The organism is Diaphorobacter sp. J5-51 (assembly GCF_001023515.1).
Taxonomy (GTDB): Bacteria; Pseudomonadota; Gammaproteobacteria; order Burkholderiales; family Burkholderiaceae_C; genus Diaphorobacter; species Diaphorobacter nitroreducens.
This window is the reverse complement of sequence record NZ_JSYI01000047.1, coordinates 1-14,649: the sequence shown is the minus strand read 5'-3', so window position 1 is coordinate 14,649 and position 14,649 is coordinate 1. Positions and strand designations below refer to the sequence as shown.

Here is a 14,649-nt window from a genome sequence, read left to right as displayed (position 1 = left end):
AGCAAGGCGCGCGGGCACACTGTGCCCTGATGGAAGACATTGCCGCCGGTGACCTCAAGGCCATACTGCATTCACAGAGGGCCAATATCTACTATCTGGAGCACTGCCGGGTGCTCGTGAATGGCGGCCGCGTCGAGTACGTGACCGACACGGGCAAGCGAAGCCTGTACTGGAACATTCCCATTGCCAACACCACGAGCATCTTGCTGGGGACGGGCACCTCGATCACGCAGGCCGCCATGCGAGAACTGGCGAAGGCAGGCGTACTGGTGGGCTTCTGCGGTGGTGGCGGTACGCCACTTTTCGCAGCCAATGAAGTCGACGTAGAAGTCGCTTGGCTCACACCGCAGAGTGAATACCGGCCCACCGAATACCTGCAGTACTGGGTGAAGTTCTGGTTCGATGAGGAACTGCGCCTGCACGCCGCGAAGCAGTTGCAGACCTGGCGACTGCAGCGGCTGGCGGCCGAATGGAACAGCCGCTCTTTGCGTGAAGCCGGCTTTTCCATCGATCTGGGTCGTTTGCAGAGCCTGGTGCAGCAGTTCACTCCACTGATCAGCAACGCCCCTGATGTGACAGCGCTGCTGACTGACGAGGCACGCTTGACCAAGGCCCTCTTCAGGCTGGCCGTGGAAGCCGTGGGCTACGGGGAATTCACGCGGGCCAAACGCGGAACGGGTACCGACGCTGCGAACCGCTTCCTTGACCATGGCAACTATCTGGCCTATGGCCTGGGCGCTACCGCGACCTGGGTGTTGGGCCTGCCGCACGGGCTGGCGGTATTGCACGGCAAGACGCGACGGGGTGGTCTGGTATTCGACGCAGCAGACTTGATCAAGGATGCAGCCATCCTGCCGCAAGCCTTTCTGTCGGCGATGCGGGGCGATGATGAACAGCAGTTCCGCCGCCAATGCATAGAGGCGTTGACGCGCAGCGAATCATTGGATTTCATCATCGACACACTCAAACACATCGCCAGCACGACGTCGCGGCTGGCCGACGCGCCCCCTCCTGTCCGGGAGCCAAATGCATGAACGTGCTCTTCGTCGCGCAATGCACCAAGCGTGCATTGACTGAAACCCGCCGCATCCTCGATCAGTTTGCGGAGCGGCGCGGCGAGCGTACCTGGCAAACACCCATCACCCAAGCCGGGCTGGACACCGTGCGCAAGCTGCTGCGCCAGACCGCACGCAAGAACACCGCAGTGGCCTGCCATTGGATTCGTGGGCGTGACCACAGCGAGTTGCTATGGGTGGTGGGCGACGCCAGCCAATTCAACGACCAGGGTGCGGTGCCCACCAACACCACGGCCAGCAACGTGCTGCGCGCAGGCGATGAAAACGCCTGGCACCACCTGCCCCAGATGACCGCCCTGGCCGCGCTGGCTGCCCTGCTGCACGACCTTGGCAAGGCCACGCAGGCGTTTCAGGATAAGCTCAAAAACCCCGGTCTGCGCGAGCGCAACCACTACCGCCATGAATGGGTTTCGGTACGGCTCTTCCAGGCCTTTGTGGGACAGGACGATGACGCGGGCTGGTTGAAACGGCTGGCGGCCTATGCCGACGTGAACACCGATGCGCAGGCGTTGGAGGCAACGTGGCTGGACCATGCAGGCGGACGGCTGCTGCGCGATGGGCTGGATGAGCCCCAAGCCAAGCAGCATTTGCCGTTCGCCTGCCTACCGCCGCTGGCCCAGGCGGTGGCGTGGCTGGTGTTCACCCACCATCGCCTGCCCTGCCTGCCGGTAGAGAAGTCACAAGACGTAGATCCACATGACACGGAAGACGAAAGGCGCATTCACCACCGCTTTGGGGCGCGCCCCCGCTTCCTAAATTCAAACGTCTTGGACGACATACTGCTGCGCATCAGCGCCGACTGGAACGAGCCACGCGAGCGCACCGGGTCCTCCACTGAGCAAGCCCACTGGCACTTCCCGCACGGGCTGCCCGTCACCCAGCCCGCCTGGCGCAAGCAAGCCGCCCGCTACGCACGCAAACTGCTGGAGCTGTCGAAAACCGCCGGGCAAGGCACTGTGCTACACGACCCCTTTGCGATGCATATTGCGCGCCTGTGCCTCATGCTGGCGGACCACCACTATTCCAGCCTCACCGACGCCGCCGCTCGCGCCCCGTACCTCAGCCAAGGCTATCCGCTCTACGCCAACACTTGCAGCATTCACTATAAAAATAGTAGCTGCTCGCGCTTTACGGATAAGCGCCAGGGCCCATTTTTTAATCAAGCGCTGGACGAGCACCTGCTGGGTGTGCAAGCCCATGCCACGCTAGTGGCACGCTCCCTGCCCAGCCTCACGCACAGCCTGCCCGCGCTCAAAAACCACAAGCCCCTCAAAAAACGCAGCGCCGACCCGCGCTTTGCCTGGCAAGACAAGGCCGCCGACCTGGCCGCCAGCGTGCGCGCCCGCGCAGTGCCGCAAGGCGCGTTCATCGTCAACATGGCCTCCACCGGCTGCGGCAAAACATTGGGCAATGCCCGGGTCATGAACGCACTGGCCGACCCCGCCACCGGCCTGCGCTGCGCCTTTGCCATGGGGCTGCGCACACTCACGCTGCAAACCGGGCGCGTGTTCCAGAACGACCTGCAACTGAGCGACGAGCAACTGGCCATTCAGGTCGGCGGTGCGGCCAGCCGGGCGCTGTTTGAATACTGGGAACAGCAGGCCGAAGCCACCGGCTCCGCATCCAGCCAGGCGCTACTGGACGAAGCGGGCACCGTGCTCTACGAGGGCAACGACCAGCACCCGCTGCTCCAGCGCCTGACCGACGACGCCAAAGCCCGTGCGCTGATTGCCGCGCCCTTGCTGGTGTGCACCGTAGACCACCTCACCCCCGCCACCGAAAGCCTGCGCGGTGGCCGCCAGATTGCGCCCATGCTGCGCCTGCTGACCAGCGACCTTGTACTGGACGAGCCCGACGACTTTGACATGGCCGACCTTCCCGCCCTCACCCGGCTGGTGCACTGGGCGGGCCTGCTGGGCAGCCGCGTGCTGCTGTCATCGGCCACGCTGCCGCCCGCGCTGGTGGAAGGGCTGTTCCTGGCATACCGCGCCGGGCGGGCCGTGTACCAGCGGCACCGCAGCGAACGGCCCGGCGAGCCTGCGAACATCTGCTGCCTGTGGATCGATGAGTTCCACAAAAACCTAACCGTGCAGGACTGTGCGGACGGTGCTGCTTTCCGCGCAGCGCACACGCAGTACGTACACAAACGCGTAGCCCAACTGCAACAGGCCAAGCAGATCGAGGTGCGCCGCTTAGCCCAGATTGCACCCCTGCCCGACACCTGGCACGGCATGCAAGAAGCCGAGCGCCGCAAAGACTTTGCCCGCCTGGTGCTGGAGCGAGCTTGGCAACTGCACCAGCAGCCCCACAACCACGGCACCGACGCTAGCGGCAAGTGCGTGAGCCTGGGCCTCATCCGCATGGCCAACATCGCTCCGCTGTACGACGTGGCACTGGCCATGTATGCGGCTGATGCACTACCACCAGAACTGCACGGCAAGGTTCGCATTCACCTGTGCGTGTACCACTCGCAGTTCCCCCTGCTGCTGCGCTCGGCCATCGAACAGCAGCTGGACACCCTGCTCAACCGCCGCGGCGCCAAGGACGGCCACGACGCCGCGTTGCAACGCCCCGCCCTGCGTGCGCTCATCGACGCCCACCCCGAGCCCCACCACCTTTTCATCGTGCTGGGCAGCCCCGTGACCGAAGTGGGCCGCGACCACGACTACGACTGGGCCGTGGTCGAACCCTCGTCCATGCGCTCGCTCATCCAGCTGGCGGGGCGCGTGCGGCGGCACCGGCCTGGGGCCATAGGCGGGGTGAACATGGTGGTGCTGGACAGCAATTTGCGAAACTACGAGCACAAGGGGAAAGCGGCGTTTTGCAAACCAGGCTTTGAGATGGACCCACAGCCACCGGGGTCGAGCGACGCTGCACAGAACTTCTACCTGCACAGCCATAGCCTGCGCCAATTAATGACGCGCATGGTCAAAGACGACACACCGTGGGCGGTGGATGCCCAACCGCGCATTGAAGTGGCCACCGTGCAATACCACCCCCGCCGCCATTGGGCCGACCTGGAGCACGAGCGCATGCGAGATGCCATGTTGCAACGCTCCGCAGCCAGCAAATACACCACCGCTCCGGAGCGCGCGGCCTTCCTGCATTGGGCGCACCCCGGTCAGCTGTGGCTTACCGGCCTGCTGCCGCAGTTCCAACGCTTTCGCTACGACCCACAGCCCCGCGATGACGTAGCCCTGCTGCCAGACGAAGAGGAAGAAACGCTACAACTACACCGCGTGCAAGACGGGGAGCGGCGCTACGACAAGCTGTACGTACCCATCCACCAAAGCCTGTGCCACCCGGTGTCCGCAGCGCAACTGGTATCGCCCAGCGTATCGCCCTGGCCGCAGTTGGGCTTGATGGAGGAACTGGCTGCACTGGCAGATGCGCGGGGCTTGTCGCTGGGGCAATGTGCAGAACGCTATGCCACCGCCAGCCTGCCTGAATCGCAGGCGGGCTGGCAGTGGCACGAACAACTAGGTTTCAATCGAAAGGAGGGCTAGCACTTTGGAATCGCACCGAGAAACTACCGAGCGCTGTCAGCGAATACGCTTAGCGATGCACGAACATGTCGCGCATCGCCTCGCCCATGCTCTTAGAAAACTGCAAGGCAAAGATGACGCAGCTGCAAAGCAGCGCCGAATAGAAGCTCAAGAAAAGTACCAATTGGTGCACATACTTGAACGCGGAGTTCGCACTGTTGAGCAAATCGCCGTAGCGAGCCACATCGCAAAAGGCGTACACCCCGACTTGCCCGTAAAGAAGACGACAAACCTTGCCGTCGATTTTTCAAGCCTGCCAATGGTGGACGTTGTCGGTTCACACGTTCTATCGAAGCGAGATGGGTTACACGACACGACTGGCAATGGCTCCTACAACTCCGCTGCATACGAGCTGTATCTGCTGCTGGAATGTCGCGTTGAGGGGCAGAAACTTATTGATCTGTTGCGACTTGAAGATCCAGACGCGACTGAGGCTGTGAACTCTTCTGCGCAACTAGACAACGCTGCAGCTCTGTGCATTCAACTACTAGAGCCCAAGTGCACAGCGGTGTCGGCCAACACGTTGAGCAAGCAGATCTACTGGCTAACAGGCCCCGACGCCAGCGACGACACGCACTACACCCTGCTGGCCCCGCTGTACGCCACATCGCTCGCACATGCGGTGCATGCCCAGGTGCAGGAAGACCGCTTTGGCGAGGCCAACAAGGCCGCCCGCCAGGCGCGGCGCGAGCGCAAGATGCATGACGGCGTATTCCACGACTACCCCGGCCTGGCCGTGCAGAACATGGGGGGCACCAAGCCACAAAACATCAGCCAGCTCAACAGCGAACGGCGGGGCATGAACTACCTGCTGTCGTCGCTGCCGCCGCAGTGGCAAGCCAGTGCGGTGCGGATGCCGGCGCATGCCACTTCGGTGTTTGACCGGCTGTTCATCGCACGGCCCGAGGTGCGCCGCACGGTGCGGGCGCTGCGGGTGTTTTTGGAGTCCAACCCCGACGCCAACTTGGCCACGCGTGAGCGGCGCGAGGAACTGCTCGACGCGTTGGTGGACGAGCTGGTGTCCTTGGCTGCCGAGTTGCAACAGATCCTGCCTCCGGGCTGGAGCTGGGATGACGAGCGCTTTGCGGATCTGCACCGCAGCGAGCAACTGTGGCTGGACCCGTTGCGTGCCGAAAAACCCGATGAAGCCGACTTTGCCCGCGAGTGGCTGCAGATGGACTGGCCTGCCGTCGTGGGTCAGCGCTTTGCCAACTGGCTCAACGCGCAGCTGCGCGGCAAGCTGCCCTTGGGCGATGCGGAAGCCCGTGCATGGCAGAAGGAGTTGCTGACCGACGAGGACGGTTTTCAGCAGCAACTGCGCACACTGCGCCAGCGGCTTGACCGCACAGCGACGGAGGTCATGCCATGAAGCAACCCCAAGCCATCCTCGTACTGCCCCACCTGCGCATTCAAAACGCCAACGCCATTGGCAGCCCGCTCACGCACGGCTTCCCATCCATCACCGCCTTCACAGGCGTGATGTGGGCGCTGCAGCGGAAGCTGGCCCAGGCCGGTGTGCCCCTGCAACTGCAGGGCGTGGGCGTGGTGTGCCACCACCATCAGGAGCAGGTCACGCAGGGCTATGTGCGCAACTTCAACCTCACGCGCAACCCGGTGGACAAAGACGGCAGCACCGCCGCCATCGTGGAAGAAGGCCGCATGCACCTGCAGATCACGCTGGTGCTGGCCGTGTCAGAAAAGCGCACGCCCGGCACCCCTGCAGCGCTGTTGCAAAGCAACCAGGCACAGCTGGACGAATGGGCTGCGCAAACGGGCCACATCCTGGCGGGCATGCGCGTGGCGGGGGGCAGCGTGCTGCCATCGCGCCCGGTGCCAGGCAAGCGCGTGCGGCCCTGGATGGCCGTTGTGCCCGAAGACCCTGTGGCGGCAGAGAAGGAGTTCCGCCAATGGCGGCGGCAGTGGCTGCCGGGCTTTGCCTTGGTGGAGCGGGATGACCTGTTGGCTGTGCGCCTGCAAGCGCTGCGCACCACCCAGCCTGACGCCACGCTGCTGGACGCCTGGCTGCATGCGGCCCGCTTCAACTACGCGCCGGTCGTACCTGACGGCGGAGCCCCTGCGCCCGATGGGCAGGTGAAGTGGGCAGACCCACAGCGCCGCAAAGGCAGCGGCTGGGTGGTGCCCATCCCCGTGGGCTATGCGGCGCTGACACCTAACCACGCCCCCGGCACCGTGCGCAATGCGCGCGATGCCACGGTGCCGATGCGGTTTGTGGAATCGGTCTACGCCTTGGGCGAGTGGATCAGCCCACACCGTTTGACGCATCTGGCCCAGTTGCTGTGGCGCGCCGAAGCCGACGAAGCACAGGGTCTGTACCGCTGCCGCAATGGCTACCAACCCGCCAAGGCGGAGGGCGCTGGCGCAGACGGCAACCCCACCACCGAAACGCTGGACGAATGGGACGACGACGAGGCCTATGCATACACCTGAGCCCCGCGTGCCTGCCCTTTCGCATTCAACACCCCTATTTTTGAAAGATTGACACCATGACCGACAAACTCACTACCGCATCCGTCCTGGCCTTTGAACGCAAGCTGGACCCATCCGACGCCGTGTTCCATGCAGGCCGCTGGGACGACCGCGCACAGTCGCACGCGTGGCAGCCCGTCACTGTCCGTGAAAAGTCTGTGCGCGGCACCATCAGCAACCGCCTCAAGGCCAAGGACCAAGACCCCGCCAAGCTGGACGCCGCCATCGAGAACCCCAACCTGCAAACCGTGGACGTGGCCGCCCTGCCCGCTGAGGCTGACACGCTCAAAGTGCAGTTCACGCTGCGCGTGCTGGGAGGCGCGGGCACGCCATCGGCGTGCAACAGCGCGGCCTACCAAGCCAAGCTGCTGGCTACGGTGCAGGGCTATGTGCAGCAGCACGGCTTTGGCGAGCTGGCCCGGCGCTACGCGGCCAACCTGGCCAATGGCCGCTTCTTGTGGCGCAACCGCGCCGGGGCCGAGCAAGTCGAAGTGACGGTGGAGCAGATGCAGAACGGGCAGGCTGCGCAGATATGGTCTTTTGATGCCCTGGCGCTTAATACACGGGCGGTAGGCGCTATCAATACAGAAGCAAAAGGCCTCGACGAGCTAGGCCAGGCGATGGCTGCCGGGCTGGCCGGATCACAGCATGTGCTGCTGCGTATCACGGCCTTTGTGCGCCAGGGTGCGGGGCAAGAGGTGTTCCCATCGCAAGAGCTGATTCTGGACAAGGACAGTGCTGGCAAGAGCAAGACGCTGTACCACGTGGACGGCGTGGCCGCCATCCACTCGCAAAAGATCGGCAACGCCATCCGCACCATCGATACCTGGTATGAAGGCGCTGAAGAACTGGGCCCCATCGCGGTGGAGCCCTACGGCTCCGTGACCACCCAAGGCAAGGCCTACCGCCAGCCCAAGCAAAAGCTGGACTTCTACACCCTGCTGGACAACTGGCTGTTGAAAGACCAGGTGCCGCCCGTAGAGCAGCAGCACTTTGTGATGGCAGTGCTGATCCGTGGCGGCGTATTTGGCGACGCCAGCTGATGGGCGAGGCGCCATGACCACGCACTACATCAACATCACCCTGCTGCCCGACCCGGAGTTCAGCCACGCGCACCTGCTGGGCGCGCTGGTAGCCAAGCTGCACCGTGCCCTGGTGCAGGGGCAGACCACCGACATTGGCGTGAGCTACCCGCAGCACGTGAGCCAGCCGCTGACAAAGCGCACCCTGGGCGCGGTGCTGCGCCTGCACGGCACGCCCGAGGCGCTGCAGCGCCTGATGGAGGAAGACTGGCTCAAGGGCATGCGCGACCACACGCAGGTGGGCGAGCTGCTGCCAGTGCCCGCCAACGCACAGCACCGCACCGTGCGACGCCGCCAGTTCAAGACCAACGCAGACCGCCTACGCCGCCGCCGCATGCAGCGCAAGGGCGAAACCGCCGAGCAGGCCGCAGCTGCTATCCCCGACACGGTAGAGCGCCGACCTGACTTGCCGTTTGTGCAACTGCGCAGCAGCAGCACTGGTCAGTCGTTTTGCTTGTGCGTGGAGCATGGCCCACTGCAACCGCTGCCTGTGGCCGGGGCCTTCAACGCCTATGGCCTGGGGCATGACGCGACCGTGCCTTGGTTTTGAGCCTGTTTGACCCTTTTTTCAGGGGCCATGGCAGGGCCTTGTGAATCAAGCACTTACGGAGCACCCTAGGAATTGGGGTGTTCTGGCTTTATGGGGGAATGTTCTTTAAAAACAGAAGGTTGGGTGGGATAGGGTCCAGTTCACTGCCGCATAGGCAGCTCAGAAATCCCCGGCCATCCAAAGACGAAAAAACTAATCGTTCACTGCCGCATAGGCAGCTCAGAAAATGGGCAGTCCCATACGAAGGCGTGTGCTTCCGTTCACTGCCGCATAGGCAGCTCAGAAATGAGGTGCGCGATATGTCCGAAGTTTGAAGGGGTTCACTGCCGCATAGGCAGCTCAGAAAGGTCGGCGTCACGATCCACGGGACAGACCCGAGTTCACTGCCGCATAGGCAGCTCAGAAAAGCGGCAGGACTGCTATCTCATGGCCCCGGCAGTTCACTGCCGCATAGGCAGCTCAGAAAACGGCAGCGGCCTCTTACACCCCTCGACCACCGTTCACTGCCGCATAGGCAGCTCAGAAAGGCTGATTGGCGCAGCGATGCCGGCTTGAAGCGTTCACTGCCGCATAGGCAGCTCAGAAAACGATCCGGGGCTCAAACTACACCGTAAGGTGGTTCACTGCCGCATAGGCAGCTCAGAAAATATCGCTCACGTCAAAGCCGCACTTGCGCATGTTCACTGCCGCATAGGCAGCTCAGAAATTGAGCTTGGCCTTGTAGTGGTCACGGATGCCGTTCACTGCCGCATAGGCAGCTCAGAAAGGTGCGAAATGCCTCAATGGCGGCCAGCTCACGTTCACTGCCGCATAGGCAGCTCAGAAAGCCGTGGCGCTGTGCAAGGAATGCCACCAGGGGTTCACTGCCGCATAGGCAGCTCAGAAATCGGTGGGCGGTTTGCGCAAGGTGCGCTTGATGTTCACTGCCGCATAGGCAGCTCAGAAATTCCCGTCGTCGGTGTATCCCCGCCAGTGCGCGTTCACTGCCGCATAGGCAGCTCAGAAAACAAGGCTGCGCTGATGGTCTCGTCTGGGCTGGTTCACTGCCGCATAGGCAGCTCAGAAAACGCAGTCTGAGCGCCCGCCTGCCGGGGTGTTGTTCACTGCCGCATAGGCAGCTCAGAAACTGCATTGAGATGGGGGAGCTTGCGTTTAATGGTTCACTGCCGCATAGGCAGCTCAGAAATTGGCCGAAACGTTCATCAAGATTCAAGAAGGGTTCACTGCCGCATAGGCAGCTCAGAAAATCTACGGCGAGCAGATGACGCGCATCCGCGAGGTTCACTGCCGCATAGGCAGCTCAGAAATGGGCAAGCACACCCGTGCCGCGATGTGCATCGTTCACTGCCGCATAGGCAGCTCAGAAATTGGTATGCGCGACGTGCAGCTGCGATCTTTTGTTCACTGCCGCATAGGCAGCTCAGAAATGGACGTGCGAGATCAACTGGCGCGACAACCCGTTCACTGCCGCATAGGCAGCTCAGAAAATGGCCAAGTGCCGCATCAATCTCAAAGACGCGTTCACTGCCGCATAGGCAGCTCAGAAAAGGCCGAGTTCAGCGCAGAATATGGCCGCTTCGTTCACTGCCGCATAGGCAGCTCAGAAAATCCGCCAGGTCATCGCCGCCATCGGCCCGGCGTTCACTGCCGCATAGGCAGCTCAGAAAGCATCAGCGCTGGACGATGGCATTGAGTGCATGTTCACTGCCGCATAGGCAGCTCAGAAATAGAGGTACAGCGCCAGCGGAATTGCTGTGCTGTTCACTGCCGCATAGGCAGCTCAGAAAAGCGGCATGGGCGGCTATGGCGGCTATGTGGTGTTCACTGCCGCATAGGCAGCTCAGAAAACCCATTGGGCCGCGAAGTAGCGCAATTCGCCGTTCACTGCCGCATAGGCAGCTCAGAAATTTGGCTGCTTGGGCGCCAGTGGGTTGATCTGGTTCACTGCCGCATAGGCAGCTCAGAAATGCCAGCATCCACCAAATCAGCCAGCCCTTGCGTTCACTGCCGCATAGGCAGCTCAGAAATCCTGCGAGGCGGCAATGTCCTGCCGCGAGAAGTTCACTGCCGCATAGGCAGCTCAGAAACCGGAGAACGGATGGCGGGCCGTTCGCAGAAGCGTTCACTGCCGCATAGGCAGCTCAGAAATCAGCAACCCGTGTCGAGTGGTACTCGCAGCCGTTCACTGCCGCATAGGCAGCTCAGAAAATGGAAGTGCGCGGGTAGCGGTAGGTCAGTGGGTTCACTGCCGCATAGGCAGCTCAGAAATTCATAGGTGCCAGGTGCCGCCTGGGCGGTGCGTTCACTGCCGCATAGGCAGCTCAGAAAATCACAAAAAATTCCACCACAGGTGGCCAAAAGTTCACTGCCGCATAGGCAGCTCAGAAACAGCCAACACGTAAACCAGCGCAACCAGCGCACGTTCACTGCCGCATAGGCAGCTCAGAAATTGGCCACGTAGTCAATGCGGTATGAGTCGAAGTTCACTGCCGCATAGGCAGCTCAGAAATACGAGCGCCGCACCGGAAATCTGGTGGAAGAGTTCACTGCCGCATAGGCAGCTCAGAAAATCGCAACGGGATCGCGCCCATAGACGTAGCTGTTCACTGCCGCATAGGCAGCTCAGAAAGCAGGATGTGTGCGAAAAGATCGCAGCTGCACGTTCACTGCCGCATAGGCAGCTCAGAAATTCGTGCCGCCGCTCGGGTTCGCGCGCACCTTGTTCACTGCCGCATAGGCAGCTCAGAAAGTCTGCTGCAGCGCCTCAAGGCCATCGGCATCGTTCACTGCCGCATAGGCAGCTCAGAAATCAAAGAGGTGTTGTCTTGACTGGCCGGAAGAGTTCACTGCCGCATAGGCAGCTCAGAAATTGCTGCGCATCTGGATGGCAGCCACCTTTCCGTTCACTGCCGCATAGGCAGCTCAGAAAGCGAAGATATGACCGGCATTCCGTTCGGGCTGGTTCACTGCCGCATAGGCAGCTCAGAAAATCGAGGCCAATGGTTTGAGGTGACGCCTCTGGTTCACTGCCGCATAGGCAGCTCAGAAAGTACCCGCTGGAGCCGATCTGCGCGTCGTCCCGTTCACTGCCGCATAGGCAGCTCAGAAAGCTGGCATCGGCGACTACGAGGGATGAGCTGGGTTCACTGCCGCATAGGCAGCTCAGAAAAAGCCCGAAGCTGCAGCAGGCCCTGCCGGCGCGTTCACTGCCGCATAGGCAGCTCAGAAAAGCCATTCCACATCGAAGCGCAGGGGAGAGAAGTTCACTGCCGCATAGGCAGCTCAGAAAACCCAGGAAGCGCCACCGCAGGAGGCGCAGGAGTTCACTGCCGCATAGGCAGCTCAGAAAAGGTACGGCCATTGCGCCGCGTTCTGATCCAGGTTCACTGCCGCATAGGCAGCTCAGAAAGCCAGCGGCTGAGCCAGTTCGCCCTGCTGCACGTTCACTGCCGCATAGGCAGCTCAGAAATCCAGCAGCTCGGCGGTGTCGGCCTTGATCGAGTTCACTGCCGCATAGGCAGCTCAGAAATTTGATCTGAGCGGCACGATGTGATCGACTTCGTTCACTGCCGCATAGGCAGCTCAGAAAAAGGAACGTTGATGCAGTGAAGGCCTAGTCAGGTTCACTGCCGCATAGGCAGCTCAGAAATGAAAAGCGCCGTGCTGGCTGCATTCCTCCGGGTTCACTGCCGCATAGGCAGCTCAGAAAAATCCCTCGCCCCTTCACAGGGGTTTGCCCACGTTCACTGCCGCATAGGCAGCTCAGAAATGCTGGAAGCCAGCCATGCGCTTGATGCCCACGTTCACTGCCGCATAGGCAGCTCAGAAAATACACGGGCAAGTCCCCGCCCTCCATCAGTAGTTCACTGCCGCATAGGCAGCTCAGAAAAACATGGCGCTCCACGTAATCCACGTAGGGGTGTTCACTGCCGCATAGGCAGCTCAGAAAAATCGCCGGCATTGTGGGTTGTTGGAAGGCCCGTTCACTGCCGCATAGGCAGCTCAGAAATGGGCCTCAGTCCATGCCTCGACGCATTCGACGTTCACTGCCGCATAGGCAGCTCAGAAAATGGAAGCCAAGGCAGAAATCGAGCAGGCATTGTTCACTGCCGCATAGGCAGCTCAGAAATTCCCGTGCGGATGCGATGGGCGGTGGCGTAGGTTCACTGCCGCATAGGCAGCTCAGAAACGCAAGTTCCGCTGGACGCGCGCCCTCTATCGCGTTCACTGCCGCATAGGCAGCTCAGAAAATGAATGACACCACAAGCGCAGCGCCGAGCGAGTTCACTGCCGCATAGGCAGCTCAGAAAATGTCCGGGCCAACCTTCACCATATCCTGCCCGTTCACTGCCGCATAGGCAGCTCAGAAAGATTGGCGCATGTGACAGAGGCCGACCATGAAGTTCACTGCCGCATAGGCAGCTCAGAAACATTCGACCCACTCCGGGTTCAGGCGGCCATCGTTCACTGCCGCATAGGCAGCTCAGAAATGGTAGGCGGTGGGCACCATCGTGGAGTTGGCGTTCACTGCCGCATAGGCAGCTCAGAAATGGCGAAACGGGAGGATGAACATGTGTGAAGAGTTCACTGCCGCATAGGCAGCTCAGAAAACGCTGGCGGCCCGGACGCGCCCAGGCCTGACGTTCACTGCCGCATAGGCAGCTCAGAAATTTCAAAGCTATCGGGAAACCTACCAACGGCCGTTCACTGCCGCATAGGCAGCTCAGAAAAATACCAGAGCTGGCGATGGTTGCTTTCTCGCGTTCACTGCCGCATAGGCAGCTCAGAAAAACCACCCAGGCAGCGCCAGGGGAGCAGAACGGTTCACTGCCGCATAGGCAGCTCAGAAAAGTGCGCCGAACTGCTGCACACCCACCTGCCCGTTCACTGCCGCATAGGCAGCTCAGAAAGTAAGCAAGGCGGACATTCGCAGCGGCATCGCGTTCACTGCCGCATAGGCAGCTCAGAAACCGCATACCACCGGGTTTGTGCCATCGCACATGTTCACTGCCGCATAGGCAGCTCAGAAATTTGTTGAATGCGTGAACTTCAAGGGCAACGAGTTCACTGCCGCATAGGCAGCTCAGAAAAAAGCCGCCATCGTCGCTCTCGATCGTGGCATGTTCACTGCCGCATAGGCAGCTCAGAAAACACGATGACGCTGCCGCTGCTGACGGGTGGTGTTCACTGCCGCATAGGCAGCTCAGAAATTTGGCTAGTTTGAGGTCAATAGCCTATGGCGGTTCACTGCCGCATAGGCAGCTCAGAAATAAGGTAGAGAGGGAGTCCGTGAATCCACAACGTTCACTGCCGCATAGGCAGCTCAGAAAATGTGCACCTGCTTACCAGCTACGGCGATGGCGTTCACTGCCGCATAGGCAGCTCAGAAAAAATCGTGGAACCGCTGAATCGCTGCGTGCAGGTTCACTGCCGCATAGGCAGCTCAGAAATGCAGCATGCCGGGGCCGTCGAAGCCGAAGCGGTTCACTGCCGCATAGGCAGCTCAGAAACGTGTTCGCCGCTCGGTTGCCGACCGCCAACAGTTCACTGCCGCATAGGCAGCTCAGAAAGTGCCGCGCGCCGCCGGCCTGCACTCACCCGAGTTCACTGCCGCATAGGCAGCTCAGAAAAGGCACGCCAGCACCACGGCCACGTGGCCCAGGTTCACTGCCGCATAGGCAGCTCAGAAATGATGCGCGAACTGCAGCAGACCATTGAAGACGTTCACTGCCGCATAGGCAGCTCAGAAAAGCGCACGTCGCTGCCCATCACCACTGGGCATGTTCACTGCCGCATAGGCAGCTCAGAAATTGGCGACAGCCTCAACGGTTACGGGGTCGGCGTTCACTGCCGCATAGGCAGCTCTGAATCGCCCCGGGTTTTCTAGACACCTCTGAGCCTCAAACCTG

Annotated in this window: 6 protein-coding genes and 1 CRISPR repeat array; all 6 genes read left to right on the top strand. The window is 61.4% G+C overall.

Translation table 11 applies throughout. The features are described from left to right. Positions 1-29 precede the first annotated feature (29 nt). Genes cas1f through cas6f form a run of 6 tightly spaced genes read left to right on the top strand, consistent with a single transcriptional unit; the run spans position 30 to position 8,740 of the window. Entirely contained in the window at positions 30-1,034 is a 1,005-nt protein-coding gene (cas1f, locus tag OX89_RS06885) for a type I-F CRISPR-associated endonuclease Cas1f (protein WP_047350056.1), read from the top strand. Continuing rightward, the gene (cas3f, locus tag OX89_RS06880; protein WP_047350055.1) at positions 1,031-4,582 is read left to right on the top strand and encodes a type I-F CRISPR-associated helicase Cas3f; all 3,552 of its coding nucleotides are present in this window, start codon (positions 1,031-1,033) and stop codon (positions 4,580-4,582) included. Before cas1f ends, cas3f begins: the two co-directional genes overlap by 4 nt. A gap of 55 nt (positions 4,583-4,637) precedes the next feature. Continuing rightward, complete coding sequence (csy1, locus tag OX89_RS06875; RefSeq protein ID WP_047350054.1) at positions 4,638-5,990, top strand: type I-F CRISPR-associated protein Csy1; 1,353 nt, start codon at positions 4,638-4,640, stop codon at positions 5,988-5,990. Further along, positions 5,987-7,069: a type I-F CRISPR-associated protein Csy2 gene (csy2, locus tag OX89_RS06870; RefSeq protein WP_047350053.1), complete on the top strand. Its 1,083-nt coding sequence runs from the start codon at positions 5,987-5,989 to the stop codon at positions 7,067-7,069. Before csy1 ends, csy2 begins: the two co-directional genes overlap by 4 nt. A gap of 56 nt (positions 7,070-7,125) precedes the next feature. Continuing rightward, complete coding sequence (gene csy3, locus OX89_RS06865; RefSeq protein ID WP_011803945.1) at positions 7,126-8,151, top strand: type I-F CRISPR-associated protein Csy3; 1,026 nt, start codon at positions 7,126-7,128, stop codon at positions 8,149-8,151. Positions 8,152-8,164: 13 nt separating this feature from the next. Beyond that, positions 8,165-8,740, top strand: coding sequence for a type I-F CRISPR-associated endoribonuclease Cas6/Csy4 (cas6f, locus tag OX89_RS06860; RefSeq protein WP_047350052.1), 576 nt, complete (start codon positions 8,165-8,167; stop codon positions 8,738-8,740). Positions 8,741-8,878: 138 nt separating this feature from the next. Next, positions 8,879-14,610: a CRISPR direct-repeat array (repeat unit 28 nt; unit sequence GTTCACTGCCGCATAGGCAGCTCAGAAA). Between the last annotated feature and the right edge of the window lie 39 nt (positions 14,611-14,649).

Bases quoted from the DNA above. Each gene is read 5' to 3' on its own strand.
- cas1f (WP_047350056.1), top strand. From the start codon at position 30: ATGGAAGACATTGCCGCCGGTGACCTCAAGGCCATACTGCATTCACAG.
- cas3f (WP_047350055.1), top strand. From the start codon at position 1,031: ATGAACGTGCTCTTCGTCGCGCAATGCACCAAGCGTGCATTGACTGAA.
- csy1 (WP_047350054.1), top strand. From the start codon at position 4,638: ATGCACGAACATGTCGCGCATCGCCTCGCCCATGCTCTTAGAAAACTG.
- csy2 (WP_047350053.1), top strand. From the start codon at position 5,987: ATGAAGCAACCCCAAGCCATCCTCGTACTGCCCCACCTGCGCATTCAA.
- csy3 (WP_011803945.1), top strand. From the start codon at position 7,126: ATGACCGACAAACTCACTACCGCATCCGTCCTGGCCTTTGAACGCAAG.
- cas6f (WP_047350052.1), top strand. From the start codon at position 8,165: ATGACCACGCACTACATCAACATCACCCTGCTGCCCGACCCGGAGTTC.